23 protein-coding genes and 3 tRNA genes are annotated in these 26,759 nt (G+C 61.6%); 23 read left to right on the forward strand and 3 right to left on the reverse strand.

The genetic code is table 11. The annotated features are described in order from the left end of the window. The 9 genes from gspH (at position 1) to FFS12_RS02780 (ending at position 4,751) form a co-directional block, all read left to right on the forward strand. Positions 1–534, forward strand: a complete 534-nt coding sequence (gene gspH, locus FFS12_RS02740) for a type II secretion system minor pseudopilin GspH (protein ID WP_137885418.1) — start codon at positions 1–3, stop codon at positions 532–534. Then, the gene (gspI, locus tag FFS12_RS02745) at positions 531–920 is read left to right on the forward strand and encodes a type II secretion system minor pseudopilin GspI (RefSeq protein WP_137885419.1); all 390 of its coding nucleotides are present in this window, start codon (positions 531–533) and stop codon (positions 918–920) included. Before gspH ends, gspI begins: the two co-directional genes overlap by 4 nt. Next, positions 917–1,600, forward strand: coding sequence for a type II secretion system minor pseudopilin GspJ (gene gspJ / locus FFS12_RS02750; RefSeq protein WP_137885420.1), 684 nt, complete (start codon positions 917–919; stop codon positions 1,598–1,600). Before gspI ends, gspJ begins: the two co-directional genes overlap by 4 nt. Then, a complete protein-coding gene (gene gspK, locus FFS12_RS02755) occupies positions 1,597–2,568 on the forward strand; it encodes a type II secretion system minor pseudopilin GspK (protein WP_137885421.1) in 972 nt (323 codons plus the stop codon). The genes gspJ and gspK overlap by 4 nt, the downstream gene beginning before the upstream one ends. Continuing rightward, positions 2,565–3,704: a type II secretion system protein GspL gene (gene gspL, locus FFS12_RS02760; RefSeq protein ID WP_137885422.1), complete on the forward strand. Its 1,140-nt coding sequence runs from the start codon at positions 2,565–2,567 to the stop codon at positions 3,702–3,704. Before gspK ends, gspL begins: the two co-directional genes overlap by 4 nt. Positions 3,705–3,706: 2 nt before the next feature. Then, positions 3,707–4,231 carry a type II secretion system protein M gene (locus FFS12_RS02765; RefSeq protein ID WP_137885423.1) on the forward strand — a complete coding sequence of 175 codons (525 nt, stop codon included), beginning with the start codon at positions 3,707–3,709 and terminating at the stop codon, positions 4,229–4,231. A gap of 149 nt (positions 4,232–4,380) precedes the next feature. Further along, positions 4,381–4,456: transfer RNA gene (locus tag FFS12_RS02770), tRNA-Val, on the forward strand. Between the two features lie 35 nt (positions 4,457–4,491). Continuing rightward, positions 4,492–4,568, forward strand: a tRNA-Asp gene (locus FFS12_RS02775). A 106-nt stretch (positions 4,569–4,674) separates the two neighbouring features. After that, positions 4,675–4,751 (forward strand) — tRNA-Asp (locus FFS12_RS02780). Between the two features lie 247 nt (positions 4,752–4,998). Here FFS12_RS02780 and FFS12_RS02785 read toward each other — a convergent pair. Together FFS12_RS02785 and FFS12_RS02790 are read right to left on the reverse strand one after the other, a co-directional pair. Further along, positions 4,999–6,036, reverse strand: a complete 1,038-nt coding sequence (locus tag FFS12_RS02785) for an AraC family transcriptional regulator (protein ID WP_137885424.1) — start codon at positions 6,034–6,036, stop codon at positions 4,999–5,001. Between the two features lie 4 nt (positions 6,037–6,040). Next, positions 6,041–7,171: a carbon-nitrogen hydrolase family protein gene (locus tag FFS12_RS02790; RefSeq protein ID WP_137885425.1), complete on the reverse strand. Its 1,131-nt coding sequence runs from the start codon at positions 7,169–7,171 to the stop codon at positions 6,041–6,043. A 218-nt stretch (positions 7,172–7,389) separates the two neighbouring features. On the opposite strand from FFS12_RS02790, the gene FFS12_RS02795 reads away from it, so the two are divergent. The 5 genes from FFS12_RS02795 to FFS12_RS02815 all read left to right on the forward strand — a co-directional run bounded on the left by FFS12_RS02795 (position 7,390) and on the right by FFS12_RS02815 (position 13,657). After that, positions 7,390–9,426, forward strand: coding sequence for an NADPH-dependent 2,4-dienoyl-CoA reductase (locus tag FFS12_RS02795; protein WP_137885426.1), 2,037 nt, complete (start codon positions 7,390–7,392; stop codon positions 9,424–9,426). Between the two features lie 95 nt (positions 9,427–9,521). After that, positions 9,522–9,950 carry a nuclear transport factor 2 family protein gene (locus FFS12_RS02800; RefSeq protein ID WP_137817938.1) on the forward strand — a complete coding sequence of 143 codons (429 nt, stop codon included), beginning with the start codon at positions 9,522–9,524 and terminating at the stop codon, positions 9,948–9,950. Positions 9,951–10,164: 214 nt separating this feature from the next. Next, entirely contained in the window at positions 10,165–11,529 is a 1,365-nt protein-coding gene (locus FFS12_RS02805) for a chromosome partitioning protein ParA (protein WP_137885427.1), read from the forward strand. A gap of 3 nt (positions 11,530–11,532) precedes the next feature. After that, positions 11,533–12,555, forward strand: coding sequence for a 1-aminocyclopropane-1-carboxylate deaminase/D-cysteine desulfhydrase (locus FFS12_RS02810; RefSeq protein ID WP_372239443.1), 1,023 nt, complete (start codon positions 11,533–11,535; stop codon positions 12,553–12,555). After that, the gene (locus FFS12_RS02815) at positions 12,548–13,657 is read left to right on the forward strand and encodes a cyclic nucleotide-binding domain-containing protein (protein ID WP_137885428.1); all 1,110 of its coding nucleotides are present in this window, start codon (positions 12,548–12,550) and stop codon (positions 13,655–13,657) included. The genes FFS12_RS02810 and FFS12_RS02815 overlap by 8 nt, the downstream gene beginning before the upstream one ends. A 52-nt stretch (positions 13,658–13,709) precedes the next feature. Here the strand turns inward: FFS12_RS02815 and FFS12_RS02820 are convergent, their stop codons facing one another. Next, positions 13,710–14,672, reverse strand: a complete 963-nt coding sequence (locus tag FFS12_RS02820) for a DUF1853 family protein (protein ID WP_137885429.1) — start codon at positions 14,670–14,672, stop codon at positions 13,710–13,712. 261 nt (positions 14,673–14,933) lie between these two features. Between FFS12_RS02820 and FFS12_RS02825 the strand changes: the two genes are divergently transcribed. The 9 genes from FFS12_RS02825 to FFS12_RS02865 all read left to right on the forward strand — a co-directional run bounded on the left by FFS12_RS02825 (position 14,934) and on the right by FFS12_RS02865 (position 26,751). Next, positions 14,934–15,824: an NAD(+) kinase gene (locus FFS12_RS02825; RefSeq protein ID WP_137817934.1), complete on the forward strand. Its 891-nt coding sequence runs from the start codon at positions 14,934–14,936 to the stop codon at positions 15,822–15,824. Then, on the forward strand, positions 15,825–16,799 hold the full coding sequence (locus FFS12_RS02830; protein WP_171011797.1) for a metallophosphoesterase: 975 nt from the start codon (positions 15,825–15,827) through the stop codon (positions 16,797–16,799). It begins immediately after the preceding gene. After that, positions 16,796–17,659: a rhomboid family intramembrane serine protease gene (locus tag FFS12_RS02835; RefSeq protein ID WP_137885430.1), complete on the forward strand. Its 864-nt coding sequence runs from the start codon at positions 16,796–16,798 to the stop codon at positions 17,657–17,659. The genes FFS12_RS02830 and FFS12_RS02835 overlap by 4 nt, the downstream gene beginning before the upstream one ends. 27 nt (positions 17,660–17,686) lie before the next feature. Further along, on the forward strand, positions 17,687–17,947 hold the full coding sequence (locus FFS12_RS02840; RefSeq protein WP_137885431.1) for a YeaC family protein: 261 nt from the start codon (positions 17,687–17,689) through the stop codon (positions 17,945–17,947). Further along, on the forward strand, positions 17,944–18,771 hold the full coding sequence (locus FFS12_RS02845; RefSeq protein WP_137885432.1) for a DUF2797 domain-containing protein: 828 nt from the start codon (positions 17,944–17,946) through the stop codon (positions 18,769–18,771). Before FFS12_RS02840 ends, FFS12_RS02845 begins: the two co-directional genes overlap by 4 nt. Positions 18,772–18,790: 19 nt before the next feature. Next, on the forward strand, positions 18,791–21,448 hold the full coding sequence (pepN, locus tag FFS12_RS02850) for an aminopeptidase N (RefSeq protein WP_137885433.1): 2,658 nt from the start codon (positions 18,791–18,793) through the stop codon (positions 21,446–21,448). 504 nt (positions 21,449–21,952) lie between these two features. Then, on the forward strand, positions 21,953–23,986 hold the full coding sequence (locus FFS12_RS02855; protein WP_137885434.1) for a DUF1302 domain-containing protein: 2,034 nt from the start codon (positions 21,953–21,955) through the stop codon (positions 23,984–23,986). Between the two features lie 65 nt (positions 23,987–24,051). Beyond that, the gene (locus FFS12_RS02860) at positions 24,052–25,422 is read left to right on the forward strand and encodes a DUF1329 domain-containing protein (protein ID WP_137885435.1); all 1,371 of its coding nucleotides are present in this window, start codon (positions 24,052–24,054) and stop codon (positions 25,420–25,422) included. Between the two features lie 216 nt (positions 25,423–25,638). Further along, positions 25,639–26,751: a WD40/YVTN/BNR-like repeat-containing protein gene (locus FFS12_RS02865; RefSeq protein WP_372239444.1), complete on the forward strand. Its 1,113-nt coding sequence runs from the start codon at positions 25,639–25,641 to the stop codon at positions 26,749–26,751. Positions 26,752–26,759 lie beyond the last annotated feature (8 nt).

Here is a 26,759-nt window from a genome sequence, read left to right on the forward strand (position 1 = left end):
ATGCGCTGCTCGCGGGGATTCACGCTGATCGAGCTGCTCGTGGTGCTGGTGATCCTCGGCAGCCTGGTTGGGTTGGCCGTGCTCAGCACCGGCATCGCAGGGCCTGCGCGGGAACTGAACAACGAGGCTGAGCGCCTGACCGGCTTGATCGGCGTGTTAGCCGACGAGGCGGTATTGGACAACCGCGAGTACGGTCTACGACTGAGCCCCGAGGCCTATCAAGTGCTGCGCTACGACGAAATCACGGGCAAGTGGCTGGCAGTGGATAAGGCTGCCCATCGCTTGCCGAGTTGGGCGGTGCTGAGCTTCGAGTTAGATGGCGAAGCCTTGAACTTGCCTACACCGGCTGCGGATGACGATAAAAAAGCCAAAAACCAAGCCCCGCAGTTACTGATTCTCTCGAGCGGCGAACTCAGTCCTTTTCGCTTGCGCCTGGCTGAACGGCGCAAAGATGGCTTGCGGCTGCAGATGTCCAGCGATGGTTTCCGCTTGCCCAGAGTCGAGCTAGAGGGGCTCAAGGGTCGGGCCGGATGACGCGCGCACGGGGTTTCACCTTGCTTGAGGTGTTAGTCGCGCTGGCCATTTTCGCCTTGGTCGCGGCCAGCGTGCTGACCGCCAGTTCGCGTAGCTTGCAGACGGCCGCACGCCTGGAAGACAAGACCCTGGCCATGTGGATTGCCGACAATCGTTTGAGCGAACTGCAACTGGCCGAAACGCCGCCGGCCGATGGCCGCGCGCAGGGTCAGTTGGACTATGCCGGGCGACACTGGGAGTGGCTTAGCCTGATTGAGCCAACCAGCGAGCCGACGATGCGCCGGGTCACGCTCTGGGTGGCGCTGAGCGGTGAGCGCGGTGCCCGTGGCGAGCTGAAAGAGCGCGCGGTATTAAGCCTGACCGGCTTCCTCGGGGCTGAACCATGAGGCGTTCCGCGGGTTTCACGCTGTTGGAGTTGCTGATTGCCATCGCGATCTTCGCCCTGCTGGGGTTGGGCACTTACCGCATGCTCAGCAGCGTGCTGCGCACCGACACTGCGACACGAGTCCAGGAACAGCAATTACGCGAGTTGATCCGCGCCATGGCGGCTTTCGAGCGCGATGTGCTGCAGGTGGTGGCGCGGCCGGTGCGCGACCCGTTTGGCGAGCCGCGTGCGGCCTTACTCGGCGAGGATGGGGATCGCACGGCATTGGAGTTCACCCGGAATGGCTGGCGCAACCCCATTGGGGCGCCACGTTCGCGCTTGCAGCGGGTTCGCTGGGAGTTGAGTGGCGAACAGTGGCAGCGACGTTACTGGACGGTGTTGGATCAGGCCCAGGACAGCCAGCCGCGCGTGCAGCAGGCGCTGGACGGGGTTACCCACTTTGCTCTGCGTTACCTGGATCGCGAGGGGCGCTGGTTGGACAACTGGCCGCCGGCCGAAGGCGCCGAAGACCAGCGTTTGCAGCAGTTGCCGAGGGCTGTCGAGTTAGTGCTGGAGCATCGTCGTTATGGTGAGCTGCGGCGTGTCTTGCGCTTGCCGGATATGCCCAAGGATGCGGCCAAGGAAGGCACCGAAGGTGGTGAGCAGCCAGCGCCCGAGCCCGAAGCGGAGGCCGGCTCATGAAGCGCCAAAGGGGAGTCGCCTTGATCACGGTGCTGCTGGTGGTGGCCGTGGTGACGGTGGTCTGTGCCGGGTTGATCGCGCGCCAGCAGTTGGCCATTCGGAGCAGTGCCAACCTGTTGAATGTGCGTCAGGCCTGGCATTATGCCATGGGTGGCGAGACGTTAGCCAAGGCGCTCCTGCTGCGCGATTTGCGCCAGGGTGATCCGCGCCAGCCGGTGGATCACCTGGGTGAGGCGTGGGCGCGACCGCAGGCTCCCTTCAAGCTGGATGAAGGGGGGGAGTTGCGGGTGCGTATCGAGGATCCGAGCGGGCGCTTCAATCTCAACAGTTTGGTGCGCCAGGGTCAGGTCAATGCAAGGGCCGTGGCGCAGTTTCGCCGCTTGTTGTTGCGCCTGGATATCGAGCAGCCCTATGCCGAGCGCTTGCAGGACTGGCTGGATGTCGACCAGGAACCGAGCGGCGCCTTTGGCGCGGAGGACAATCAATACCTGCTGGCAAAGCCCGCCTACCGAGCCGCCAATCAACTGCTGCGCGATGTCTCCGAGCTGCGCCTGTTATTGGGCATGAATGAGGCGGACTACCGGCGGCTGTTGCCTTATGTCAGCGCATTACCCGCAGACGCTACGCTAAACGTCAATACTGCCAGTGCCTTAGTGCTTTCCAGCCTGGCCGATGGTTTGACGCCGAGCGTTGCCCAAGGTCTGCTGGCGATGCGGGGTAGCGAGGGTTTTCTCAGTGCGGATAGCTTCCGCGGTCTGGCGCCATTGGCTGGGCTCGGTGTGCAGAAGGAGGACGTGGCTGTGGGCACTAATTATTTTCAGGTGGTCAGCGAGGTTCGAGTGGGTGATCGTCGTCAGGTGCTGGTGAGCAGTTTGCAACGTGCTGAAGATGGTCGCCTGCGGGTACTGGCGCGTGATTTAGGGCAGGCTGGTTCAGCGCCAGCGCCAATCAAGGAGTCCGGTCAATGAGTCAGGTGTCTATCTTTCTGCCGCCGACCGCCTGTGTGGCGGCGGATCCTGAGCTGGTGGTGTGTCGCGTGCAGGCGGGCGTCCGCACGCAGCTAGCCTTTTGCGCGGCAGTGGCGGAGCTGGGGGCGCCCTGGCGCCTGGTGCTGCCGGTGGAGGCGGTGACCAGTTGCGTTGTGCAACTGCCGACCCAGAAGTCCCGTTGGTTGCGCCAGGCCTTGCCGTTTGCGGTGGAGGAGCTGCTGGCTGAAGAGGTCGAGCACTTCCATCTGGCCCTGGGCGAGCAGTTGGCGGACGGTCGGCACCGGGTGTTCGCCGTGCGCCGTAGCTGGCTGGCGGGTTGGTTGACGCTGTGCGCGGAAAACCGGCCGGCGACGATTCAGGTCGACGCGGATCTGCTACCGGCGCAAGGTACGCAACTGCTCTGGCTGGATGAGCGTTGGCTGCTCGGTGGAGTCACGCCGACGCGCATGGCGCTGGCCGCCGAGGATTGGCCGTCGCTGGCGCCGGTCTGTCCGCTGCCGCACATGGCCTATGCCCGGCCGGAGCAGGCGCTGCCGGCAGGGATTGGCGAGTGTCAGCGCGAGCCGGATCTGCATCTCTGGTTGGCCAGCCAGACTGCGGGCTGCAACCTGGCCCAAGGCGAGTTCGCGCCGCGTGAGTCAGCCGAGGATTGGCTGCGTTGGCGCCCGGTGCTGGGCTTGGTTGGCCTGTGGCTGGTGCTGCAGTGGGGCTTCAATGTGGCGCAGAGCTGGCAAGTGCAGCGCGAGAGCGAGGTCTATGCCGCGTCCAATGTGGCGCTCTATCGCGAGCTGTTTCCTGAGGACACTAAGCTGGTCAACCTGCGTACCCAGTTCGACCAGCATTTGGCCGAAGGTGCTGCTGGTAGTCAGAGCCGTTTGCTCAGTCTGCTCGGTCAGGCAGCCGGAGCGCTGATTGCCGAAGGCGCGCAGGTGCGTGTGCAGCAGTTGGACTTCAGTGACAGCCGCGGCGACTTGGCGCTGCAGGTGCAGGCGCCGGGTTTCGACGCGCTGGAGCGGTTGCGTGAACGCCTGATCGCGGCTGGATTGGTGGTGCAGTTGGGGTCAGCCAGCCGTGAAGCGACTGGGGTTAGTGCCCGCTTGGTGATTGGAGGCTAAGGATGAGCGGTTTGAGTGCATTGAAAAATCCCTTCGCGGCGCAACTGGAGCGTTCCGTGTTGTTACAGCGCTGGCGCGCGCTTATCCCTCGTGAGCGCCTGGCGTTGAGCCTGCTGGCGTTATTTTTGCTGGCGCTGCTGCTCTATCTGAGTGTCTGGCGCCCTGCCGAGCAACGCCTGATCGCCGCGCGCAGTGCTTTCGAGCAGCAGCGCGAGCTGAATGCCTATCTGCAGGCACGGGCACCTTTAGCCCGTGCGCTGCACAGCAAACCCCAAGTCAGCCTGGACCCCGCGAAGCTGCAAGGTCTGATTACTGCCAGTGCGGCGCAGCAGAACCTGGCCGTGGAGCGTTTGGACAGCGAGGGGGATGGCGGCCTGCAGGTCAACCTGCAGCCAGCACCTTTTGCCCAGCTGTTGCGCTGGTTTGCCTTGCTCGAAGGGCAGGGCGTGCGGATCGATGAGGCGGGCTTGGATCGTGACGAAGAGGGTCGGGTCGCCGCGCGCCTGACCTTGCGCGTAGCGCATTGATCGGGTCGCGCGAGCATGGTGGTCGGTTGCGCGGGCAGCCTGAGGCAAACTCGAAGGTTGCCGAGATAAACCCCTCTTTGAAGAAAAACTCTATGTAGGGTGTTGACTTAGGTGCGTCTCCCGCGTAAATTTCGCGCCTCGCAAGCAGCGGGTGATTAGCTCAGCTGGGAGAGCATCTGCCTTACAAGCAGAGGGTCGGCGGTTCGATCCCGTCATCACCCACCACTCTTGTGAATTTCGGACGCAAGTCCGACCGACGCGCAGCGGTAGTTCAGTCGGTTAGAATACCGGCCTGTCACGCCGGGGGTCGCGGGTTCGAGTCCCGTCCGCTGCGCCATATTCTCCAGGTTCGATCACGGTCGGCCTGAGACGGGTGAAGCCCTACAGGGTGGAGCTGGTCAGAGGTTTAAAAGAGTTCCATTGGACGCAAGTCCAACCGACACGCAGCGGTAGTTCAGTCGGTTAGAATACCGGCCTGTCACGCCGGGGGTCGCGGGTTCGAGTCCCGTCCGCTGCGCCATCTTAGAAAGCCCTTAGGTTGAAAAACCTAGGGGTTTTTTATTGCCTGCAATATTTCGATTTTGTTTCATCTTTTGTTCATCAGGGATCTTTAATCTGCTTGCTAGGGTCTTTGTTAGGCCCATGTCTTCAGATCGAGAGGTAACCCAATGGACGACTATCAAGAAGAGCTCCTCGAGTACCGCGCTGGCGAGCAAGAGGACCCTGCTGAGCCTGTGGAAGACGCCACTGAGTTGTGACGAGGCCCGTTAGCCTGTTTGCCGTTGCGCACGGCGGAACTCGCCAGGGGTTTGCCCGCTCCAGCGTTTGAACGCGCGCTGAAAGGCTTCCGCCGAGGCGAAGCCCAGCAGGTAGGCGATCTCGCCAAAGGCCAGTTCGGTGTCACGGATATAGGCCATCGCCAGATCGCGGCGGGTATCGTTGAGAATCGCCCGGTACTGCGTGCCTTCTTCCGCCAACTTGCGCCGCAGCGTCCAGGTGGGGAGCTGTAGGCGTGCCGCGACTTCTTCCAGGTCGGGCTCACGGCCATGCAGCAGCGGGCCGAGCAGTTGGCTGATGCGCTCGCGCAGGCTGCGGGTGCGGGTCAGTTGTTCCAGTTCGCGTTCGCAGATTTCCAGCAGATGGCGCCAGGTGCTCGGGCAGTGTTCGGGGTTGCGCAATGCCAGGTTGGCCTGGTTCAGTCGCAGCTGATTGACGCTGGCACCGAACTCCAGCGGGCAGCCGAACACCTCGGCGTAGCGCTCGGCGTAGCTGGGGGCGGGGAATTCGATTTCGACCTTTTCGAGGTTCAGCTTTTGCCCGGCCAGGCTGCTCAGCTGGCAGGTCCAGCTGGCCAGTACCGAGTCCACGACAAAGCGGTTGTAGGCGTTGTACGGGTTGATCGAATAGAAGCGCAGCCAGGCACCTTGGGCATCCTCATGCAAGCTCGACTGGCCGCGATAGTTGTAGGCGTACAGGGGTTCAAAGCGAATCAGTGCGCGGGCGGCTTCCCGCACGGTCGGGGCTTGGGCGGCGGTCACACCGGCCAGGCCAACTTGGCTGAGTCGGTTCAGTTGGCCCATCAACAGGCCCAGGCTGGGGTCGCCAGTCAACTGGATGGCGGCGTGCCCCAGGCGCATATAACGCGGGATCGACAGCCTGGCCCGCGGCTCGGCCAGGCGCGCAGCATCCAGACCATATTGGTCGAGCAGCGGTGCGGGGTCTTGCGCAAGCGCGCGTACGGCCTCGGCCAGGCTGTGGACGAAACCGACCGAGAGGTCGCCAAGACGTACTCGCGTGGGTTTCATCGGCCTACAGCCAGAGGTTGATCAAGCGGGCGCCGTGGCCAACGCTAGCCAGACTATTTTGGCCGGGCGTGGCGAGCGAACTTTGGCCATCGCTGCCCATGCCCCACAACTGGCCGCGCATGAACACGGTGATACCCGCCTGGGCGCCGCTGCTGGAGAGGCGAGCGGCCATGGCCAGGCGCTGCCAGGCTTCCCCTTCGCTCAGTTCGCCGGGTTTAAGGCTGACGTCGGCTGGCGTCGTGGCGCCATTGTAGCCGCCCCAAGGCTTCGACCAATGGCCATTGCCGGTGAGAAACGCCGGTACGGCCAGCAGCTCGACACCGTTGCGGGCCAGTTCGGCGTAACCGGCCGGGTACCAGCTGTCGGCGCAGATCAACACGCCCAGGCGCCCGGCTGGTGTATCCAGCACCTGTAGCGCAGCAATCGGGGCGGCGGCGGTAAAGCCTTGTTCGTCGCGAATCGGGAAGCTTTTGCGCTGTGGCTGGCCGAGTGGTGCGCCATCGCTACCGAACACCAGGCTGATGTTGTACAGCGGGCCAGCGCCGACCGTCAGAGTGCCGTTTTCCACCCGGGGCTCGGGTAGCACGATCGAGCCGGCTACCAGGGTGATGCCGAACTCCTTGGCCAAACCGCCAAACAAGGCTTGGTAGTCGCGGGCCATGGCCTGACCCTTCATGCGCAACAGCGCGTCGGCCAGACGATCCTCGCCTTGCGCGGCAAGCAGGGCGCTGACGAGTTGCAGCGGATGGCTGGCGGCTAGCCAGGCCATGGCTTCTTTCACTGTTTTGGCCTGATAAACCTCGGCCTTCTCTCCGCTCGCGATCAGCCAGGTGCCAATGTGTTCCGGCAGTACGGCGATGGTTTTGCGGTTGAGCAGGCCTTCGCTGCGGGCTTTTTCCAGGTAGGCGGCGAGTTTCAGGTGCAGTAGCTCGACACTCTGATAATCGCCGGAGAACAGCTCCGGCTGGATGCCGAGCAGGTTGCCGCGCTCGCCTGGCTGGCCTTGGTTGAGCACGACCTGGCTACGCAGGTCAGACAGGTAATGGCCGCTCGGACGCAATCCGGTCCAAACGGCATAAGCGCTGATGGCGCCGATGAGGAGGCTGATGACGGCGAAGCTGAGTAGTTTGCGCATGAGATAAAGGCGTGCGGGATTCACTGTCTAGGGTAGGACGCTGGGCTGTGCTTGCCAAGTCGCGCTGCTCGTTTCGATCAATAACTTGTCACTTTGGATCATTGAGTGGGGCTCGGTAGCTCTCTATCGTCTGCTGCATAACTGATCGCTGCCCGGTTTCGACAACAACCGCTACTGAGGCTGCGGCATCCCGTGAATGTACTGCTTGTGGAGCTCCTATGACCGCCGCTCACTATCCGCACCTGTTGGCCCCGCTTGACCTGGGTTTCACCACCCTGCGCAACCGCACCTTGATGGGTTCCATGCACACCGGCCTGGAAGAAAAGCCCAACGGCTTCGAGCGCATGGCGGCCTATTTTGCCGAGCGTGCGCGTGGCGGCGTGGGCCTGATGGTGACCGGCGGTATCGGCCCGAACGTCGAGGGTGGGGTGTATTCCGGTGCGGCCAAGCTGACCACCGAGGAAGAGGCGCAAAAGCACAGGATCGTCACCCAGGCGGTGCACGAGGCGGGCGGCAAGATCTGCATGCAGATCCTGCATGCCGGCCGTTATGCCTACAGCCCGAAGTCGGTGGCGCCGAGCGCGATCCAGGCGCCGATCAACCCGTTCAAGCCCAAAGAGCTGGACGAGGAGGGTATCGAGAAGCAGATCCAGGATTTCGTCACCTGTTCCAGCCTGGCCCAGGTGGCCGAGTACGACGGCGTCGAGATCATGGGCTCGGAAGGTTATTTCATTAACCAGTTCCTCGCCGCGCATACCAACCAGCGTACCGACCGCTGGGGCGGCAGCTACGAGAACCGCATGCGCCTGCCGGTGGAGATCGTCCGCCGCGTGCGCGAGGCGGTCGGGGCGAACTTCATCATCATCTATCGCCTGTCGATGCTCGATCTGGTGGAAGGTGGCAGCACCTGGGACGAGATCGTGCTGCTGGCCAAGGCCATCGAACAGGCCGGCGCCACCCTCATCAACACCGGTATCGGCTGGCACGAAGCGCGTATCCCGACCATCGCCACCAAGGTGCCGCGTGCCGCGTTCACCAAGGTTACCGCCAAGTTGCGCGGTGAGGTCGGCATCCCGCTGATCACCACCAACCGCATCAACACTCCGGAAGTCGCCGAGCAGGTGCTGGCCGAAGGCGACGCCGACATGGTCTCCATGGCGCGTCCGTTCCTGGCCGACCCGGACTTCGTCAACAAGGCCGCCGCAGGTCGCAGCGACGAGATCAACACCTGCATCGGCTGCAACCAGGCCTGCCTGGATCACACCTTCGGCGGCAAGCTGACCAGTTGCCTGGTCAACCCGCGGGCCTGCCATGAGACCGAGCTGAACTACATAAAGACCCTGACGGTGAAGAAGATCGCCGTGGTCGGTGCCGGCCCGGCTGGGTTGTCCGCCGCCACCGTGGCGGCCGAGCGTGGCCATCAGGTGACCTTGTTCGATGCCGCCAGCGAGATCGGCGGCCAGTTCAACGTGGCCAAGCGCGTGCCGGGCAAGGAAGAGTTCTTCGAGACCCTGCGCTACTTCAAGCGCAAGCTGGAGACTACCGGGGTCGAGCTGCGCTTGAACACTCGGGTGGATGCCGCCGAGCTGGCCGAAGGCGGCTACGACGAGATCATCCTGGCCACGGGTATCGCGCCGCGCACACCAGCCATTCCTGGCGTCGACAGCCCGAAGGTGATCAGCTACCTGGATGCCATCCTCGAGCGCAAGCCCGTCGGGCAGAAGGTGGCGGTGATCGGTGCCGGCGGCATCGGCTTCGACGTTTCCGAGTTCATCGTGCACCAAGGCGAAGCCACCAGTCAGAACCGCGAAGCCTTCTGGAAGGAGTGGGGCATCGACGCCGATCTGGAGGCTCGCGGTGGGGTTGCCGGCATCCAGGCCGACCCGCATGCGCCGGCCCGTGAGGTGTTCCTGCTGCAACGGAAAAAGTCCAAGGTCGGCGACGGCCTGGGTAAGACCACTGGCTGGATTCATCGTGCCGGCCTGAAGAACAAGCAGGTGCAGATGCTCAATAGCGTCGAGTACCTGAAGATCGACGACGCCGGTCTGCATATCCGCATCGCCGAGGGTGAGCCGCAAGTGCTGCCGGTGGATACCGTGATCATCTGCGCCGGCCAGGATCCGCTGCGTGAGTTGCAGGAGGGGCTGGTCGCCGCTGGGCAGAGCGTGCACCTGGTCGGTGGCGCCGATGTGGCGGCTGAATTGGATGCCAAACGGGCGATCAATCAGGGTTCGCGCCTGGCCGCTGAACTCTAAGATGATCTGAATCTGAATAAGCCGTCGTGCCCGCGAAGCTGGGTATGACGGCTCGATGGTTGGTCTTCAGGCTTTTCATAAGGGGTACGCTGCACATGCTAGCTATATCGCCCAACCCAGCTGTTGCCGTCACGCTTGAGCAATGGCATGCCATGCTCGAAAAACAGGATCTGCGTGCTCTGCCGGCCTTGCTGCATCCGCAGGCGGTGTTTCGTTCGCCGATGGCATTCAAACCTTATAGCGGTGCGCCGCTGGTGACGCTGATTCTGAACACGGTCTCGCAGGTGTTCGAGGGGTTTGCTTACCACCGGCAGCTGTTCAGCGAAGATGGTCTGAGCGTGGTGCTGGAGTTCAGTGCCCGCGTCGGTGACCGTCAGCTCAAGGGTATCGACCTGATTCGCTTCGATGACGACGGCAAGATTGTCGATTTCGAGGTGATGATTCGGCCCCTGAGTGGTTTGCAGGCGTTGGGCGAGGAGATGGGGCGGCGTCTGGCGCCCTTTTTGGCCAGCTCCAAGTCCTGAGATATTGCACCAAGCCCATCACAGTTTCGCCCCGCCGTTGGTCTGTCTAACTGCCACGGCGGGCGACTGCCAACCCAGTCACATTGCCCGCGCCCCTTTTTCCCCTAGACTTGTCGATATCACGGGATAACGCCTGGTGTTGCCGCCTTTACTCAGGCTGCCAGGAGCGTCACCCCCGAGTGGACTATCGCCGTGTTGGCCTAGAGGGAAGCCGATGAGCATGCAGAACAAGCCACAGATAGTGGAAGCCGTGATGTTCTTCAGTGAGCGCGGCATCTGCAAGGAAATGCTTTTTCCAGAATTCGAGGCTTTGCTCGACGGCATGGTGACTATGCCGGAGTTCGCCGATCAGCAGGTGCGCGTGGCCTATGTGTTGATCAACCCGCGTCTGTTAATCCGCGCGGCGGTGTTCTTCTATCTGGATTTCGACAAGAAGGGCTTGGCCGATAGCGGTTGGAATATCCCCCTACGGCATCTGGCCGAGCGCTCCGGGCGTGGCCCAGACCTCGGTGCGGGGCCGATTCGTTTGGCCTGCCGCAGCCAGTGTCCGGTGTCCTGGCAGCAGATGCACCTGTGGGACCCCAGCCTGGCGCCGGGGCAGAACGACCTCGTACTGCTGCGCGATGCGGCCAAGCGTAATCAGTTGGGCTTGCTGGTTGAGGATGACTCGGCACAGACAGTCGCTCCCGAACGTTTGCAAATGGCTTCCGAGGACAAATGGCATGCGCCGGATCCAGCCAAGGAGGTGGCGGAGAAACTGGCTGAGAAAAACGATCAGGAGCACCGCCTGAAAACCGCGCAACTGATCAAACAGCAGCGTCTGCGGATCAGCAGCCTGGGCCAGCAACACGAAGAGGAGTTGGCCAAACTCAAACTGGCCAATGCTGAGCAGAATAAAACGCTGCAGGTGCAAATCCATGGCCTGCACCTGGCTTTGCGTCAACAGGAGGAACTCAACGCGAACCTCAAGGCGCAATTAGCCGCGCAAGCCGATGGCTTGCAGAAAAACCGCGAAGAAATGACCCAGCAATTGCGGGCTCTGGAGCACCATGGCCGCACCGAGAGCGATATCCTGCGTGCGCAGTTTGATGCTGAGTTGCAAGCCAAGATCGCGTCTGCGGTAGTGGAGTACAAAGAGCAGATCGCCATTCGTGACGTTGAGCTGGCCTACCGCAACGAACTGGACGCGCAACTGCAACAGGAAGTCGAGCGCCTCAAGTGTGAGCGTGACGCGTTTGCCAGCCAAGGCGGCGAACAGATTCTCGAGCGGCTGACCAAGCTCGGCGTGGTATTCGTCGTCTATCACCCGGGTGCCGGTCACCTGACTATCCCGCTGCAGGATGTCGCCCGTTATCAGGACAATCCGCTGGCCTACGCCGCGACCAAGTGCTTCGTTTCGCAAGCGCAATATCTCCAGTGGCTGGCGCATTACCAGCAACCGAACTGCGAGGCGAACTTGTCCAGCGGTGAGCGCTGCGCCATGCCGATCGAGCGGGTGGACAGCCCCAGTCGGTTCGTCGCGGGCGACTCCAATTGTTGTGCGCGGCATAAGGCCAGCCGCCTGCGCACCGTCAGCTAAGCCTTGTCTCTGGTTATTCCGCAGTGGGCCCCAAGGGCGCCACTTGAGCCTTTGCAGCTCGATTGGCTGGCGCAGGCTGCTGTCGAGCTGGCGGTGCTGCGCCTCGACCTGATCGACCCGCTGATCTCCGGCAATAAGTGGTTCAAGCTGACCCCGCATCTGGTTAGCGCCGCCGCGGTGGGTGCCGATGGCTTGATCAGCCTGGGCGGGGCGCATTCCAATCATCTGCATGCCCTGGCCGCGGCGGGAAAGCGCTTTAGCTTTCCCACCGCCGGCTTGCTGCGCGGTGAACCGCAAGACACGCCAACCGTGCGTGATCTGCAGGCGTGGGGCATGCAACTGCACTGGCTCGGCTACGGCGGTTATCGAGCGCGGCATCGGCCGGATTTCTGGGCTCAATGGCAGGCACGCTACCCCAAGCTGCACGCCGTGCCGGAGGGCGGTGGTGGTTTGCCGGGGGCGCTGGGCTGTGCGGCGCTGGTGACGCAGGCGCGCGAGCAGTTGGCTGCGCTCGGTTGGGCTGACTATGACGGCTGGTGGCTGGCCGTGGGCACGGGTACTACCTTGGCTGGCTTGGTGCTGGCGGAGGCGGGTGCGCATCCGGTGTTCGGCGCTATGGCGGTGCCGGGCGATCATGGCGTGGCGCAGCAGGTACAGACGATTCTGTGCCAGGCAGGCGTGGCAGATCGTGGTTATCGGTTGCTGGACGCCTATCGCGGTGGTTTTGCCAAGGTCGATGCCGAGTTGGCGTGCTTTATTCTTGAGCTTGAGGCGTGCAGCGGCGTGCCGCTAGAACCGTTATATACCGCGAAAGCATTAATGGCATTGCGCCAGCAGGTTGAGGCCGGTTACTTTGCCCCTGGTACACGCCTGCTCTTCGTCCATACGGGCGGCTTGCAGGGGTGCAGGGCCGCCCGTATGAACAATGATATGAACAACGAGCCGATGCGCTTGCGCGATCTGGCTGGACCTGTGGCCGGTGATGCTGAGCTTCGACCGGTGGAGTCTGGATATCCTTATGAGTGATCCCCTGAATCCCGAACAGCTGCGCAGCCTGACGCCGCTCAACGTGCTCTCCGAACAGCAGTGGCGCGAGCTGCGCGATCAGCTAGTGCCGCAACCCGTGCTGGCCGGTCAATTGCTGTTCCGCCAGGGTGATCAGGCGCGGCTGACCCATTACCTCTTGGCGGGTGAACTGCTGCTGCGTTCTGTCGACGGAGAAGAAGAGCATCTGCTCGCGGGCAGTGAAGCCAGCTGCCATCCGCTGTCACCCAGCCTACCGCGCTTGCATGAGGCCCGGGCGCTGACCGATGTCAGCCTGCTGACGCTGGACAGCGCAACCCTGACACGGTTGTTGACCTGGCGCCTGGCCTATCAGGATCTGCTGCTGGAGTTGGGGCAGGCCGGCGAGGACGTGGAGTGGCTCGAGCGGCTGCTGGAAAACCCCCTCTTCGCCAAAGTACCGTCGCCGAATGTGCGGGCCATGCTCGAACGTTTGCAGCGCATCGAGCTGCCAGCCGGGAGCACGGTGCTGCGTGAGGGGGAGGAGGGCGATTGCTGCTTCTTCTTGAACAGTGGGCGTGCCGAGGTGATTCGCAGTGCGGGCAGCGCGCATCAGGTGCTGGCCGAACTGGAAGTCGGCGCGTGTTTCGGTGAGGAGGCGCTGCTGGCCGACCGGCCGCGCAACGCCACCGTGACCATGCTCGAAGATGGCGTGGTCTTGCGTCTGGATCGCCAGGACTTCTTCGCCTTGCTCAAGGCACCGGTGGTCGACGAGGTGTCTTTCGGTGAGGCGGCGCGGCTGCTATCCGCTGGCGCGCAGTGGTTGGATGTGCGGCTGCAAGAGGAGTACGAACGCGCCCATGCCCTGGAATCGCTGAACATGCCGTTGCAACTGCTGCGCTTGAAGGCTCGGCTATTGGATAAGGCACGCACTTACCTGTGTTATTGCGACAGCGGTAAACGCAGCGCCAGTGCGGTCTTTCTCCTGTCGCAGTTGGGATTCAAGGCGTATGCCCTGCGCGATGGTTTGGACGCTTTGCCGGCGGTGCTGCGTGACGGCCTGCTCTGCGAAAGTGGTCCGGGCTACCTGGCACGCTCCGGCGGGCGCACCGAGCGTAGCCGCTAGCTCGTTTACCGATCGCGGTATCTGTAGGCTAGGTAGAGCCGCTTCGCTCTGCCTACGGCCTGGCTTTCCCCTCGCCGCCCCGTTGTGGCCATTGATCGGCGACCAGAAATAAGCGTTCGGCTTCTTCCCAGCTCCCCGCTGAGTTCTCCGTAAATCTGACCAGCAGTTGGGCCGGCGCATGCTCGTCCAGTTGAGTCAGCCATTGCGCCAGCTGTAATGGCGTCCAGGTGTCCGCTGCGACCACCCGCGCCGGCGCCAGCCAGGTCTGTCGAGGTATGGGTTGCCAGCGCCCCATGGCACTTGCGGCGAGGAAGGCTGGCCAGTCGCGGCGGTGCAGCCAGCGGCCGCGCAGATGCTGCGGTTGAGCACCGTGCGGAGCTTCACTGCAACCGGGCCAGGGGTAGAACAGGTAGCCGCCGAGCCAGAGTTCGGCCTGAATCTGTGTGATGCCGAGCTCGGCCAGCGCTGCCTGTGCTTCGGGGCGAGCGGAGAGGGGCAGCTGATGCCGGCTCAAATGGTTCAGTTTGAGATCCAGCCGATCATGGCTGCCAGGGCCGAGCCAGCACGCGGCGGCAGTGCCATCGCCGTGTTGGGGACCGAGGTAGAGCTTGATCGCTAGCTCCAGGTGGTGCACGCCCTCGGCATCACGCAGCAGCAGATCCAGCTCGCCCAAGGTATGCCCGGCTTGGCGGATCGGCAGGTTAGCCGCCATCAGCTCGATGCCTGGTGCCGCACTCAGGGCGAATTGCCAAAGCCGCTCGTAATACAGGCCGAGGCGCCGCACCGAATGTTGGGCTAACCAGGCCTCGAGCGCCGCGCTATTGCGGTCCAGGGTTTGCAGCCAGTCGGCCAGTTGTTCCGGCGCAGCGGCCCAGGCACTGGCGCTGAGTGGATGACGCTGTGGCCACGGGGTGGTGCTGAGTATCGGTGGGGCGAGCAGCACCCAGGCCAGATCGCGCACCTGGGGCTGGTGCAACTGGCGGGGCAGGTCGGCAAGCGCGGTGAAAGGCATCATTCTGCGAGCATAGCGCCTGTCTTTACAAAAGAGGTATTACTGCCTCGAGACACAGGTTTCAGCCGATCCTGGCCGCACCTCTTGGACCTTGCCACTCCTAGCCATAGCCGACTATGCCGCCTCGTGGCGCCAGGCCTCGCGACAAAACCCAGTGGCCAGCGCTGTGTCGAACTTCTAGGTCGCGGCACTGGTTTGCCGCTGTCGGCGGCTTTCGCCCATAATCGGCCTAACTTCACTGTCCCTGAGCCCCGTAGGAGCCCCATGGAGCAATTTCGCAATATCGGCATCATCGGTCGCTTGGGCAGTTCGCAGGTGCTCGATACCATTCGCCGGCTGAAGAAATTCCTGCTCGATCGCCATCTGCACGTGATCCTCGAGGACACCATCGCCGAGGTGTTGCCGGGCCACGGATTGCAAACCTCGTCGCGCAAGAGCCTGGGTGAGGCCTGCGATCTGGTGATTGTCGTCGGCGGCGATGGTAGCCTGCTCGGCGCCGCGCGGGCGCTGGCCCAGCATAAGGTGCCGGTGCTGGGGATCAACCGCGGCAGCCTGGGTTTTCTCACCGATATCCGCCCGGATGAGCTGGAGGTCAAGGTCGCCGGGGTGCTCGACGGCCAGTACCTGGTGGAGAGCCGCTTCCTGCTGGAGGCCGAGGTGCGCCGGCATGCCGAAACTATCGGTCAGGGCGACGCCCTCAACGATGTGGTGCTGCATCCCGGTAAGTCCACGCGGATGATCGAGTTCGAGCTGCACATCGACGGTCAGTTCGTCTGCAGCCAGAAGGCCGACGGCCTGATCGTCGCCACGCCCACCGGCTCGACCGCCTATGCGCTGTCGGCCGGCGGGCCGATCATGCACCCTAAATTGGACGCCATCGTCATAGTGCCGATGTACCCGCATACCCTGTCCAGCCGGCCGATTGTGGTGGATGGCAATAGTGAGCTGAAAATCGTCGTCGCCAAGGACATGCAGATCTATCCGCAGGTTTCCTGCGATGGACAAAACCACTTCACCTGTGCGCCCGGCGACACCATCACCATCAGCAAGAAGCCACAGAAGCTCTGCCTGATTCACCCGTTGGAGCACAACTATTACGAGGTCTGCCGAACCAAACTGGGCTGGGGCAGCAGGCTCGGTGGCGGAGGGGATTAAATGTTGCTCGATCCGGCGCGCGGCTACGACTTGATTGGTGACGTGCACGGCTGCGCCCGCACCCTCGAGCGCTTGCTGGATAGGCTTGGTTACCGTCGGCAGGCTGGCAGTTGGCGTCATCCACGGCGCCTGGCGCTGTTTCTCGGCGATATCATCGACCGCGGGCCGCGCATTCGTGAGGCGCTGCATATCGTCCATGGCATGGTCGAAGCGGGCCAAGCGCTGTGCATCATGGGTAACCACGAGTTCAATGCGCTCGGCTGGAGCACCCCGGCGCTGCCGGGTAGCGGTCGGCACTATGTCCGTGAGCACACGCCGCGGCATACGCGGCTGATCAAAGAAAGTCTGGCGCAGTTCGAGGCTTACCCGGGCGAGTGGCGTGAGTTTCTCGGCTGGTTTTATCAGTTGCCGCTGTTTATCGATGCCGGTCGCTTCCGCGTCGTGCATGCCTGCTGGGATGCCGGCTTGATCGAGTCGTTGCGCGCACTGTATGCCGACGGCCGGGTGGATGAGTCGTTCCTGCAAGCCTCCGCGGTGTCGGGCAGTTTTGCCGATAGGGTGTTTAACCGCCTGTTGCGCGGTACGGACATGCGCTTGCCCCACGGCCTGACACTGACCAGCGACGATGGCTTTACCCGCGCGTTCTTTCGCACCAAGTTCTGGGAAGAAGATCCGCAAACCTACGGTGACATCGTGTTTCAGCCGGACGCCTTGCCCGAGCTGGTGGCGCAGACGCCGCTGTCCGCCGCGGAAAAAACCGAACTGCTGCGCTATGGGCCGAAAGAGCCGCTGTTGTTCGTCGGCCATTACTGGCGAAGCGGCAAGCCGGCGCCGATTCGGCCGAACCTGGCCTGCTTGGATTACAGCGCCGTGCTGTCCGGCAAGTTGGTGGCCTATCGCCTGGATCAAGAAACCCGCCTCGACCCGCGTAAGTTCGTCTGGGTTGAAGTTGAGCGGCCGGAGCTAGTGCAATGAGTGCTGTTGAAGTCTTGCGTCTGCCGCTGAGCGTTAATCTGGGCGGCTTTGTGGCGCTGTTGCAGCGCCTGCAAGTACCGCATCGCGTCAGTGAGGAATCCGGCGAGCAGGTGCTGTGGGTGCCGGGCGAGCAGTTGGCTGCGGATGTGCGCGGCCTTTATCGGCGCTTTCCCGAGGGTGACCCCGATTTTCAGCTGGTGCCAGCGTCGGCCCCGGAGAATACGGGCGGCTTTGTCCAGCAACTGCGCGACAACCCGCTGACCACCTGGGTGCTGTTGCTGACCTTGCTGGTGGCCGGGGTGACCTTGCTCGGCGACAACTTCGCCACCATCCGCTGGCTGAGCTTTCAGGACTTCCAGATTCAGGGTGACTACATCGTGTTCACGCCGCTGGCCGAGAGCCTGGCCGCCGGACAGTGGTGGCGGCTGATCACGCCGATGCTGATCCATTTCGGCGTGCTGCATCTGGCGATGAATGCCATGTGGTTCTGGGAGCTGGGGCGGCGGATCGAGGCGCGCCAAGGCGGCGTGATGCTGCTGGGGCTGACGCTGCTGTTCGGTCTGGTCTCCAACTGCGTCCAGTATGTCTTTGCCGGGCCTGCGTTGTTCGGCGGGCTGTCCGGTGTGCTCTATGGCCTGCTCGGGCACTGCTGGATTTTCCAGCGGCTGGCGCCTAGCACGGCGTATCACTTGCCCAAGGGCGTGGTGGTGATGATGCTGATCTGGTTGCTGGTCTGCCTGTCCGGCGTGACCGAGACCTTGGGCTTCGGGGCGATTGCCAACGGTGCGCATGTCGGTGGCTTGCTGGTGGGCTGTGCCACGGGGCTGCTAGGCGGTGCGCTGGCGAGCCTGCGCCGTTAAACTGCCACTTTATGTTTGGAGGCGTTCATGTCGTCTTTTGCTGAAATGATTGAAAACATCACCCCCGAGATTTACCAGAGCCTCAAGCTGGCAGTTGAAATCGGCAAATGGTCGGATGGCCGCAAGCTCAGCCAGGAGCAGAAAGAACTGAGTTTGCAGGCCGTCATCGCCTGGGAGCTGCAAAATCTGCCCGAGGAACAGCGCACCGGTTACATGGGGCCGCAGGAGTGCAGCTCGAAATCCGCGCCAGTGCCGAACCTTCTGTTCAAATCGGATGTCATCCATTGAGCGAGCTTGGCCGCGGTGCGTTAAGCAAAATGTCGGCGCGTCTGGAAGCGCCGGTGCAGTACGCGTTTCGCTTGGGTGATGAAGAGCTGCCGGTCAATCCGCTGATCGGTAAAACCCTGCGTCTGGAGTACCTCGGCGCGATTCACTGCAGCCATTGCGGACGCAAGACCAAAACCAGCTTCAGCCAGGGTTATTGCTACCCGTGCATGACCAAGCTGGCGCAGTGCGATATCTGCATCATGAGCCCGGAAAGGTGCCACTACGAGGCCGGCACCTGTCGCGAGCCGAGCTGGGGTGAGCAGTTCTGCATGACCGATCACGTGGTCTATCTGGCCAACTCGTCCGGGGTCAAGGTCGGCATCACCCGCGCGACTCAGGTGCCTACCCGCTGGCTGGATCAGGGCGCGACTCAGGCGCTGCCGATCTTGCGGGTGGCGACCCGGCAGCAGTCCGGCCTGGTCGAGGATCTGCTGCGTAGCCAGGTGGCGGACAAGACCAACTGGCGGGCGTTGCTTAAAGGCGATGCGCCGCCGGTGGATCTGCCGGCGATTCGCGAGCAGCTGTTCGCGTCCTGTGGTGAAGGCCTGCAGGCGTTGCAGCAGCGTTTTGGCTTGCAGGCGATTCAGCAGTTAAGTGACCTGGAACCCACCGAGATTCGTTACCCGATCGAGGCTTACCCGGCCAAGATCACCAGCTTCAACCTGGACAAGGACCCGATCGCAGAAGGCACGCTGCTGGGCATCAAGGGCCAATACCTGCTGTTCGATACCGGCGTCATCAATATCCGCAAATACACGGCTTACCAACTCGCCGTGCATTCCTGAACGTAAAGGGCCATAAGCCATGCGCACCGAACAACCGAAGATGATTTACCTGAAGGACTATCAGGCGCCGGACTACCTGATCGACGAGACCCATCTGACCTTCGAGTTGTTCGAGGACCACACCCTGGTTCATGCGCAACTGCTGATGCGCCGCAATCCTGAACGTGGCGCCGGCCTGCCGCCGCTGGTGCTGGATGGCCAGCAGCTGGAACTGTTGTCCCTGAGCATGGACGGCATTCAGCTGTCGGCTGCCGACTACCAGTTGAGCGATAGCCACCTGCGCTTGCAGCCCTTGGCGGCCAGCTTCACCCTCGACAGCAGCGTGCGCATCCACCCGGAAAGCAACACCGCCCTGGAGGGCCTGTACAAGTCCGGCAGCATGTTCTGCACCCAGTGCGAGGCCGAGGGCTTTCGCAAGATCACCTATTACCTCGATCGCCCGGACGTGATGAGCCGTTTCACCACCACCCTGAGCGCCGAGCAGCATCGCTATCCGGTGCTGTTGTCCAACGGCAACCCGATTGCCAGTGGACCGGAGGAGGGTGGTCGGCATTGGGCGACCTGGGAAGACCCGTTCATGAAGCCGGCCTACCTGTTCGCATTGGTCGCCGGTGATCTGTGGTGCATCGAAGATACCTTCAGCACCATGAGCCAGCGCGAAGTGGCACTGCGCATCTATGTCGAGCCGGAAAATATCGACAAGTGCCAGCACGCCATGGACAGCTTGAAGAACTCCATGCGCTGGGATGAAGAGGTCTATGGCCGCGAGTACGACCTGGACATCTTCATGATCGTCGCCGTGAACGACTTCAACATGGGCGCCATGGAGAACAAGGGCCTCAACATCTTCAACTCCAGTTGCGTGCTGGCCAAGGCCGAGACTGCCACCGATGCCGCGCACCAGCGTGTCGAAGCCGTGGTTGCCCACGAGTATTTCCATAACTGGTCGGGTAACCGGGTGACCTGCCGTGACTGGTTCCAGTTGTCCTTGAAAGAAGGCTTCACGGTGTTCCGGGATGCCGAGTTCTCCGCCGACATGAACTCGCGCACGGTCAAGCGGATCGAGGACGTGGCCTACCTGCGCACCCATCAATTCGCCGAAGATGCCGGCCCGATGGCGCACCCGGTGCGCCCGGACAGCTTTATCGAAATCTCCAACTTCTACACCCTGACGGTGTATGAGAAGGGCTCGGAACTGGTGCGGATGATCCACACCCTGCTCGGCGCCGAGGGTTTCCGCAAGGGCACCGATCTGTATTTCCAGCGCCACGATGGCCAGGCCGTGACCTGCGATGACTTCATCAAGGCCATGGAAGACGCCAATGGCGTCGAGCTGAGCCAGTTCAAGCGCTGGTACAGCCAGGCCGGCACGCCGCGCCTGCAAGTCAGCGAGGCCTATGATGCGGCGGGCAGAACCTACACCCTGACCTTCCGCCAGAGCTGCCCGGCCACGCCGGGGCAGGTGCAGAAGCTGCCGTTCGTGATTCCGCTCGAGCTGGGTCTGTTGGATGGCCAGGGTGGGGCGCTGCCACTGCGTCTGGCCGGCGAAGCCAAGGCGCTGGGCGAGACTCGAGTGCTTGCCGTTACCGAGGCCGAGCAGTCGTTCACCTTCGTCGATCTGGCCGAGAAACCCTTGCCGTCGTTACTGCGCGGCCTGTCTGCACCGGTCAAACTGAGTTTCCCCTACGATCGTGATCAACTGATGTTCCTCATGCAGCACGACTCCGACGGCTTCAACCGTTGGGAGGCGGGCCAACAGTTGGCCGTGCAGGTGCTGCAAGAGCTGATCGGTCAGCACCAGCGTGGCGAGAAGCTGCTGCTCGATCAGCGGCTGGTGGCTGCGTTACGCACCGTGCTGGCAGACCAGCAGCTGGATCAGGCGATGGTGGCCGAGATGCTGTCGTTGCCGAGCGAGGCCTATCTCACCGAAATCAGCGAGAGCGCGGACGTCGATGCCATCCATGCCGCCCGCGAGTTTGCTCGGCAGCAACTGGCCGAGGCCTTGTTCGCACCGCTCTGGCAGCGTTATCAGGCCAATCGTGAGTCGTCTCGGCACAGTGCGTATGTCGCCGAAGCGGCGCATTTCGCCCGGCGCAGCCTGCAAAACATCGCGCTCTCATACTTAATGTTGAGTGGAAAGCCAGAAGTACTCGGCGCCTGCCTGGAGCAGTACGAAGCCTGTGACAACATGACCGAGCGCCTGGCGGCTCTGGCCGTGCTGGTCAACTCGGCGTTTGCCGAGGAAAAGACCAAGGCGTTGGCGGCTTTCGCCGAGCACTTCAAGGACAACCCGCTGGTGATGGATCAGTGGTTCAGCGTGCAGGCGGGGAGCACCCTGCCGGGCGCCTTGGAGCGGGTTCAACAACTGATGCAGCATCCGGCGTTTACCCTGAAAAACCCGAACAAGGTGCGGGCGTTGATCGGTGCTTTCGCCGGCCAGAATCTGGTCAACTTCCACCGCGCAGACGGTGCCGGTTACCGCTTCCTGGCCGATCTGGTGATTACGCTCAACGGCCTCAACCCGCAGATTGCCTCTCGCCAGTTGGCGCCGTTGACGCGTTGGAGCAAATACGACGCGGCTCGCCAGGTGCTGATGAAGGCCGAGCTAGAGCGAATCCTCGCCTCGGGTGAACTCTCCAGCGATGTCTACGAAGTCGTTAGCAAAAGCCTAGCCTAAGGCGAGTCCCGCCTCTCAAGAGTGTTACCTGGTGCGTATAGGTAACACTTTTTGTTACCTATTGAAATAACTAGCCTCCTGCTTATCAGCTAACCCTCTTTAGGTTGGGGGTTTTGCCTTGACTGCTGGTTGCTTACGTGCACCAGAAATTTTATGGAGTGTGGCCTTGAGTGACAATGCGCGCCAGATCGTAGGACAACTTGAGCAGCTATCGACTGAATGATGAATGAATCGGCTGGTGAATGATCGGTCATAAAACGGCTGTTTGTTCACGGTTTGTTGGCGCCGTTTTATTGAATTAAAACGACCGTTTGGCACCATGGTTGCAATAGAGCCAAGGATTTGGCCCCGCAATGGTGCATTTCTAGCCCCGGGGTGCGCGTCAAGCGCGTTGGGGAATTTCTCTTCCGATCAACTAAAAGGCCGCCACGAGTGCGGCTGCGCTGCGCCCCTTTAGTTGGGGCGCAATAAGAAGAATGATCTGTCCTCGGAGTTAAAGTCTCGATGGAATTCAAGTCCCGTAATCCTCTGTTGCGTTTCGCGCCGTCCAAGGCCGGTTTTGCCTTTGCCGGTATCCTGCCGCTGCTGGTCGCCGCTCAGGCCCAGGCGGTGGAATTCAGCTTTGCCGACAATGAAGTCAGCGGTTCCATCGATACCACGGTGTCCTACGGCCAACTCTGGCGTGTGCAGGGGCGTGACAAAACCAACGACGATATCAACACCAACGACGGCAATCGCAACTTCGATACCGGCCTGGTTTCCGAGGTCTACAAGATCACTTCCGACCTGGAAGCGACCTATAAGAACTACGGCGTTTTCGTTCGTGGCACGGCTTTCTATGACACCCAGATCATGGATAAGCGCAATGATTACTACGACAACAACAGCCCGGTACAGCCGAGCCAGAATTTCCCGAAAGACGACAGCTTTACTTACGAAACCCGCCACAAGGCCGGGCGTGATGCGCAGATCCTCGATGCCTACCTATATGGCAACTGGGATATCGCCGATATGCCGGTTACCGGTCGTATCGGTAAGCAGGTGTTCAACTGGGGCGAAGGCTTGTTCTACCGTGGTGGCGTGAACACCACCAACCCGGTGGATGCCGCCAAGTTCCGCCTGCCTGGCTCAGAATTGAAAGAGGTGCTGGTGCCGGTGGAGGCGCTGAGCTTCAACCTCGGCCTGACCGACAATCTGTCGGTGGAGACTTTCTACCAGTTCAACTGGAAGGAAAGCGCGATTGACCCGGTAGGTACTTATTTCTCTGAAACCGACCTGTTTGCCGATGGTGGTAATACTGCATATAGCCAGAACGATGCATTTGCTCCTGCAGTGACTCCGCTGACGGGAACACCATTCGGCTTCCTTAATGGCAGAAGCCTGTATGACAATGCCGTGGCGGGCAACCTGGGGCTGTTAGCGGGTCGGCCGGGTTATAACTTCGGTCTGAATGGTTCGGATTTCGCCTCTGGCAACGTCATCAAGGTGGCCAACGTTGGCAGCGATATCAATGCCAAGAACGATGGTCAGTTCGGCGCGGCCTTCCGCTATATCGCCGAGGGGCTGAACTCCACCGAGTTCGGTTTCTACTACGTCAATTACCACGCCAAAGAACCGCAGATTGCGGTGGATTTCAGCCAGTACGATGGTTTGGATATCGCTGCGCTGCGGCAGGCCGCGCAGACCGGCGCACTCCTTGCGCCGGGTTTGATTACCGATCCTGAGCTCACTGCCAACTTGCTGGGGTCGATCGATGCGGCAGGCAACGCCGTAGTGCGTCGTGAATATGTCGAAGACATCCGTATGTTCGGCATGAGTTTCAATACTACTGTGGGTGAGGCCTCGGTGTTCGGTGAGCTGTCTTACCGCCCGAACCTGCCGGTCGGCATCAGTGCGACTAACGACATCGTTCGCGACCTTCTGGCACAGGGGGTGCTCGGTACTACCGATCTCTACGACCAGAGCGTGGCTGACGATCAAGCATGTGCCCTGATCTCGGGCAAGCAGATGTGTCGCAGTGAGATATTCCACAACTATGAGCGCGTAGAGGCCTTCAATACCTCTCTGGGCACCATCTATAACTTCGGTCCGTCGCTGAGTTTCGACTCGTTGTTCGGTGTCGCCGAGCTGGCGTCCGAGCACCTGCGTGGCAGCAGCCTGAAGTACACAACCTTTGATGGAGAGGAGCGTGGATTTGCAAGTCGGGTAAATGGCTCCTTCGCATCTGGCTACGGCCCCGAAGATCAGGTCGATAAAAACGCCTACGGCTATACCCTGCTGCTCAGCGGTACCTGGAACGACGTGTACGCCGGCGTGAACGTTTCCCCATATGCCGTCTACAAGGACGACTTCGAGGGTAACTCCTTCCAGACCGGTAACTTCATCGAGGGGCGCAAGGCTTACACCCTGGGTGTCAAGGCCAGCTACCTGAGCAGCCTGGAAGCCGAGCTGCAGTACACCGAGTTCTTCGGTGGCGGCCAGAACAACTCGAGTCGTGACCGCGACAACGTCGGCGTCAACGTCAAGTACTCCTTCTAAAACCTATTAGAAAAATGCCGGGTGTCTACGGGCGCTCGGTGGATGAATCCTCACGGAGAAATATGATGCTGAAAAAGCACATGCTGATTGGCGCCGCGATTGTCCTGGCGCTGACTGCTGGTAACGCGTTGGCGGCGGTCTCGTCGCAAGAAGCGGCCAAGCTGGGTACTAGCCTGACTCCCTTTGGTGCTGAGAAGGCCGGTAATGCCGCTGGCACTATCCCGGCGTGGACCGGTGGCATCACCAAGGCGCCGGCCGAACACAAGACGCCAGGCCAGCACCACCCGGATCCGTTCCCCGCGGACAAGCCGCTGTTCACCATCACCAAGGCCAACCTGGATCAGTACAAGGCCAACCTGACCCCCGGTCAGATCGCCCTGTTCAATGCTTATCCGAACAGCTACCAGATACCGGTGTACCAGACTCGCCGCTCCGGCTCCGCGCCGCAGTGGGTGTATGACAACAGCGTGAAGAACGCCACTAATGCCAAGCTGCTGGACGGCGGCAATGGTTTTGCCGACGCCTACGGCGGCATCCCGTTCCCGATTCCGCAGAATGGCGTGGAGGCGGTGTGGAACCACATCGCTCGCTACCGTGGTACTTACATCGTCCGGCGCGCTTCCGAAGTGGCCGTTCAGCGTAACGGTGCCTACACCCTGGTGACCTCGCAGCAAGAGGCAATGTTCAAGTTCTACAACCCTAAGGGCGCGTACGCTGACCTGAACAACATCATGTTCTACTACCTGTCCTTCACCAAGAGCCCGGCGCGCCTGGCTGGTGGTGCGGTATTGGTACACGAGACCCTGGATCAGGTGAAAGAGCCGCGTCAGGCTTGGGGTTATAACGCCGGTCAGCGTCGTGTTCGCCGCGCGCCGAACCTGGCCTATGACACGCCGATTGCCGCGGCCGATGGCCTGCGTACCGCCGATGACACCGACATGTTCAACGGTGCCCCGGACCGTTACGACTGGAAGCTGGTAGGTAAGAAGGAAATCTACATTCCTTACAACAACTACAAAGTCACCAGCCCCGATGTGAAGTACGCGGATCTGCTGCAGGTGGGGCATTTGAACCCGGCGCTGACACGTAACGAGTTGCACCGTGTGTGGGTGGTGGAAGGTACGTTGAAAGCCGGCGCCCGTCATATCTACTCCAAACGCACCCTGTTCCTCGATGAGGACAGCTGGCAAGCGGCTGAAGTGGACCAGTACGATGGTCGTGGCGAGCTGTGGCGTGTGTCCCAGGCGTACCTGAAGAACTATTACGAACTGCCGACCACCTGGTCTGCACTGGACGTGTTCCACGATCTGCAAGCGCGTCGTTACCACGTGCAGAACCTGGATAACGAAGAGCCGACCACCATCGACTTTAGCCAGCCGATTCCGGACGACGGCTACTTCAAGCCAGCCGCGCTGCGTCGCCGCGGCACGCGTTGACCGCAGCCATCACAACCGAGGTTGTGTAGTGTTGGAGAAAGGCCGCTACAGTAGTAGCGGCCTTTCTGCATCAGGGCGCCGAATAAGGCCTCAATCATGCGGGTTTGCCTTAACAAAACATAACGTCATGTTGATTGTCAGGCCTTTCGAAAGCTGGATAGGATAGGCGGTCTGCTAAAAGACCGATCGACCCATAACAATAAAGGGGAAAGGCATATGAGTGAGCCCGTCATGCGGCGCACCCAGTCCGGTGAAGCTGTGAAGTTCCTTCGCGCACCGGCGTTCCGCTTCCACTCGCCGCTGGCTAAAGTGCTTTCGCTGTGTAGTGTGCTGTCTGTTCTGAGCCTTGCAGCAGCTCCGCTGCAGGCGCAAAGCGCCGCCGATTCAGCAACCGTCTATGCCATTGAGTCGCCGAAGGCCGCGAGCGCTCTGCTGCTCGATATAGCTCATGCGGGCAAGCGCTTGGTAGCAGTGGGGGATCGTGGCCACATCCTTTACTCCGATGATAATGGCAAGGTCTGGACCCAGGCCAAGGTGCCGACTCGGCAGATGCTTACTGCGGTCTTCTTCGTCGATGACCAGCGTGGCTGGGCTGTTGGTCACGATGCGCAGATCCTCGCCAGCGAAGATGGCGGTGCCACTTGGGTTCAGCAGTTCAGTGATCTAGAGCGTGAAGAAGGTGCGCCTTTTCTGGATGTCTGGTTCAAGGATCAAAACAGCGGTTTTGTCGTGGGTGCTTACGGTGCGCTGTTCGCAACGACCGATGGCGGTAAGACCTGGGAAGACGTCAGTGAGCGCATGGACAACCCAGATGGCTACCACCTGAACGCCATCACCGAGGTCAAGGACTCCGGCCTGTTCGTGGTCGGCGAGGCGGGCAGCATGTTCCGTTCGCCGGACTGGGGGCAAACCTGGGAAACCCTTAAAGGCCCTTACGAAGGCTCGCTGTTCGGTGTGCTCGGCATTAATCAGCCCGGCACCTTGCTGGCCTATGGCCTGCGCGGCAACCTGTTCCGCTCCAGCGATTTCGGTAGCACCTGGCAAAACATCCCGCTGAGCATGCAGCGTAACGGCCCGTTGGAGTTCGGGCTGGCCAGCGGCGCCGTGCTGAAAGACGGCTCACTGGTCGTAGTGGGGCATGGTGGCAGCGTACTTAAGAGTACCGATAACGGCCACAGCTTCAGCCTGGTCAATCGTCCAGATCGCTTGTCTTTGGCCGGCGTGAGCGCTGACAACAAGGGCAACTTGATCCTAGTGGGACAAGGTGGCGTGCATGTCTCCTCGCCGACTGGCGCTGAGTTAGGCCAACCTGATCTAGGCCAAAAATAATAAGCCGG

Source organism: Pseudomonas sp. 2FE (assembly GCF_005503735.1).
Taxonomy (GTDB): Bacteria; Pseudomonadota; Gammaproteobacteria; order Pseudomonadales; family Pseudomonadaceae; genus Aquipseudomonas.

Bases quoted from the DNA above. Each gene is read 5' to 3' on its own strand.
- FFS12_RS02815 (WP_137885428.1), top strand. From the start codon at position 12,548: ATGAGTGATCCCCTGAATCCCGAACAGCTGCGCAGCCTGACGCCGCTC.
- FFS12_RS02785 (WP_137885424.1), bottom strand. From the start codon at position 6,036: ATGAAACCCACGCGAGTACGTCTTGGCGACCTCTCGGTCGGTTTCGTC.
- FFS12_RS02795 (WP_137885426.1), top strand. From the start codon at position 7,390: ATGACCGCCGCTCACTATCCGCACCTGTTGGCCCCGCTTGACCTGGGT.
- FFS12_RS02840 (WP_137885431.1), top strand. From the start codon at position 17,687: ATGTCGTCTTTTGCTGAAATGATTGAAAACATCACCCCCGAGATTTAC.
- FFS12_RS02800 (WP_137817938.1), top strand. From the start codon at position 9,522: ATGCTAGCTATATCGCCCAACCCAGCTGTTGCCGTCACGCTTGAGCAA.
- FFS12_RS02805 (WP_137885427.1), top strand. From the start codon at position 10,165: ATGAGCATGCAGAACAAGCCACAGATAGTGGAAGCCGTGATGTTCTTC.
- FFS12_RS02765 (WP_137885423.1), top strand. From the start codon at position 3,707: ATGAGCGGTTTGAGTGCATTGAAAAATCCCTTCGCGGCGCAACTGGAG.
- FFS12_RS02855 (WP_137885434.1), top strand. From the start codon at position 21,953: ATGGAATTCAAGTCCCGTAATCCTCTGTTGCGTTTCGCGCCGTCCAAG.
- FFS12_RS02865 (WP_372239444.1), top strand. From the start codon at position 25,639: ATGAGTGAGCCCGTCATGCGGCGCACCCAGTCCGGTGAAGCTGTGAAG.
- gspJ (WP_137885420.1), top strand. From the start codon at position 917: ATGAGGCGTTCCGCGGGTTTCACGCTGTTGGAGTTGCTGATTGCCATC.
- FFS12_RS02860 (WP_137885435.1), top strand. From the start codon at position 24,052: ATGCTGAAAAAGCACATGCTGATTGGCGCCGCGATTGTCCTGGCGCTG.
- gspH (WP_137885418.1), top strand. From the start codon at position 1: ATGCGCTGCTCGCGGGGATTCACGCTGATCGAGCTGCTCGTGGTGCTG.
- FFS12_RS02790 (WP_137885425.1), bottom strand. From the start codon at position 7,171: ATGCGCAAACTACTCAGCTTCGCCGTCATCAGCCTCCTCATCGGCGCC.
- gspL (WP_137885422.1), top strand. From the start codon at position 2,565: ATGAGTCAGGTGTCTATCTTTCTGCCGCCGACCGCCTGTGTGGCGGCG.
- gspK (WP_137885421.1), top strand. From the start codon at position 1,597: ATGAAGCGCCAAAGGGGAGTCGCCTTGATCACGGTGCTGCTGGTGGTG.
- FFS12_RS02825 (WP_137817934.1), top strand. From the start codon at position 14,934: ATGGAGCAATTTCGCAATATCGGCATCATCGGTCGCTTGGGCAGTTCG.
- FFS12_RS02820 (WP_137885429.1), bottom strand. From the start codon at position 14,672: ATGATGCCTTTCACCGCGCTTGCCGACCTGCCCCGCCAGTTGCACCAG.
- FFS12_RS02835 (WP_137885430.1), top strand. From the start codon at position 16,796: ATGAGTGCTGTTGAAGTCTTGCGTCTGCCGCTGAGCGTTAATCTGGGC.
- gspI (WP_137885419.1), top strand. From the start codon at position 531: ATGACGCGCGCACGGGGTTTCACCTTGCTTGAGGTGTTAGTCGCGCTG.
- pepN (WP_137885433.1), top strand. From the start codon at position 18,791: ATGCGCACCGAACAACCGAAGATGATTTACCTGAAGGACTATCAGGCG.
- FFS12_RS02830 (WP_171011797.1), top strand. From the start codon at position 15,825: ATGTTGCTCGATCCGGCGCGCGGCTACGACTTGATTGGTGACGTGCAC.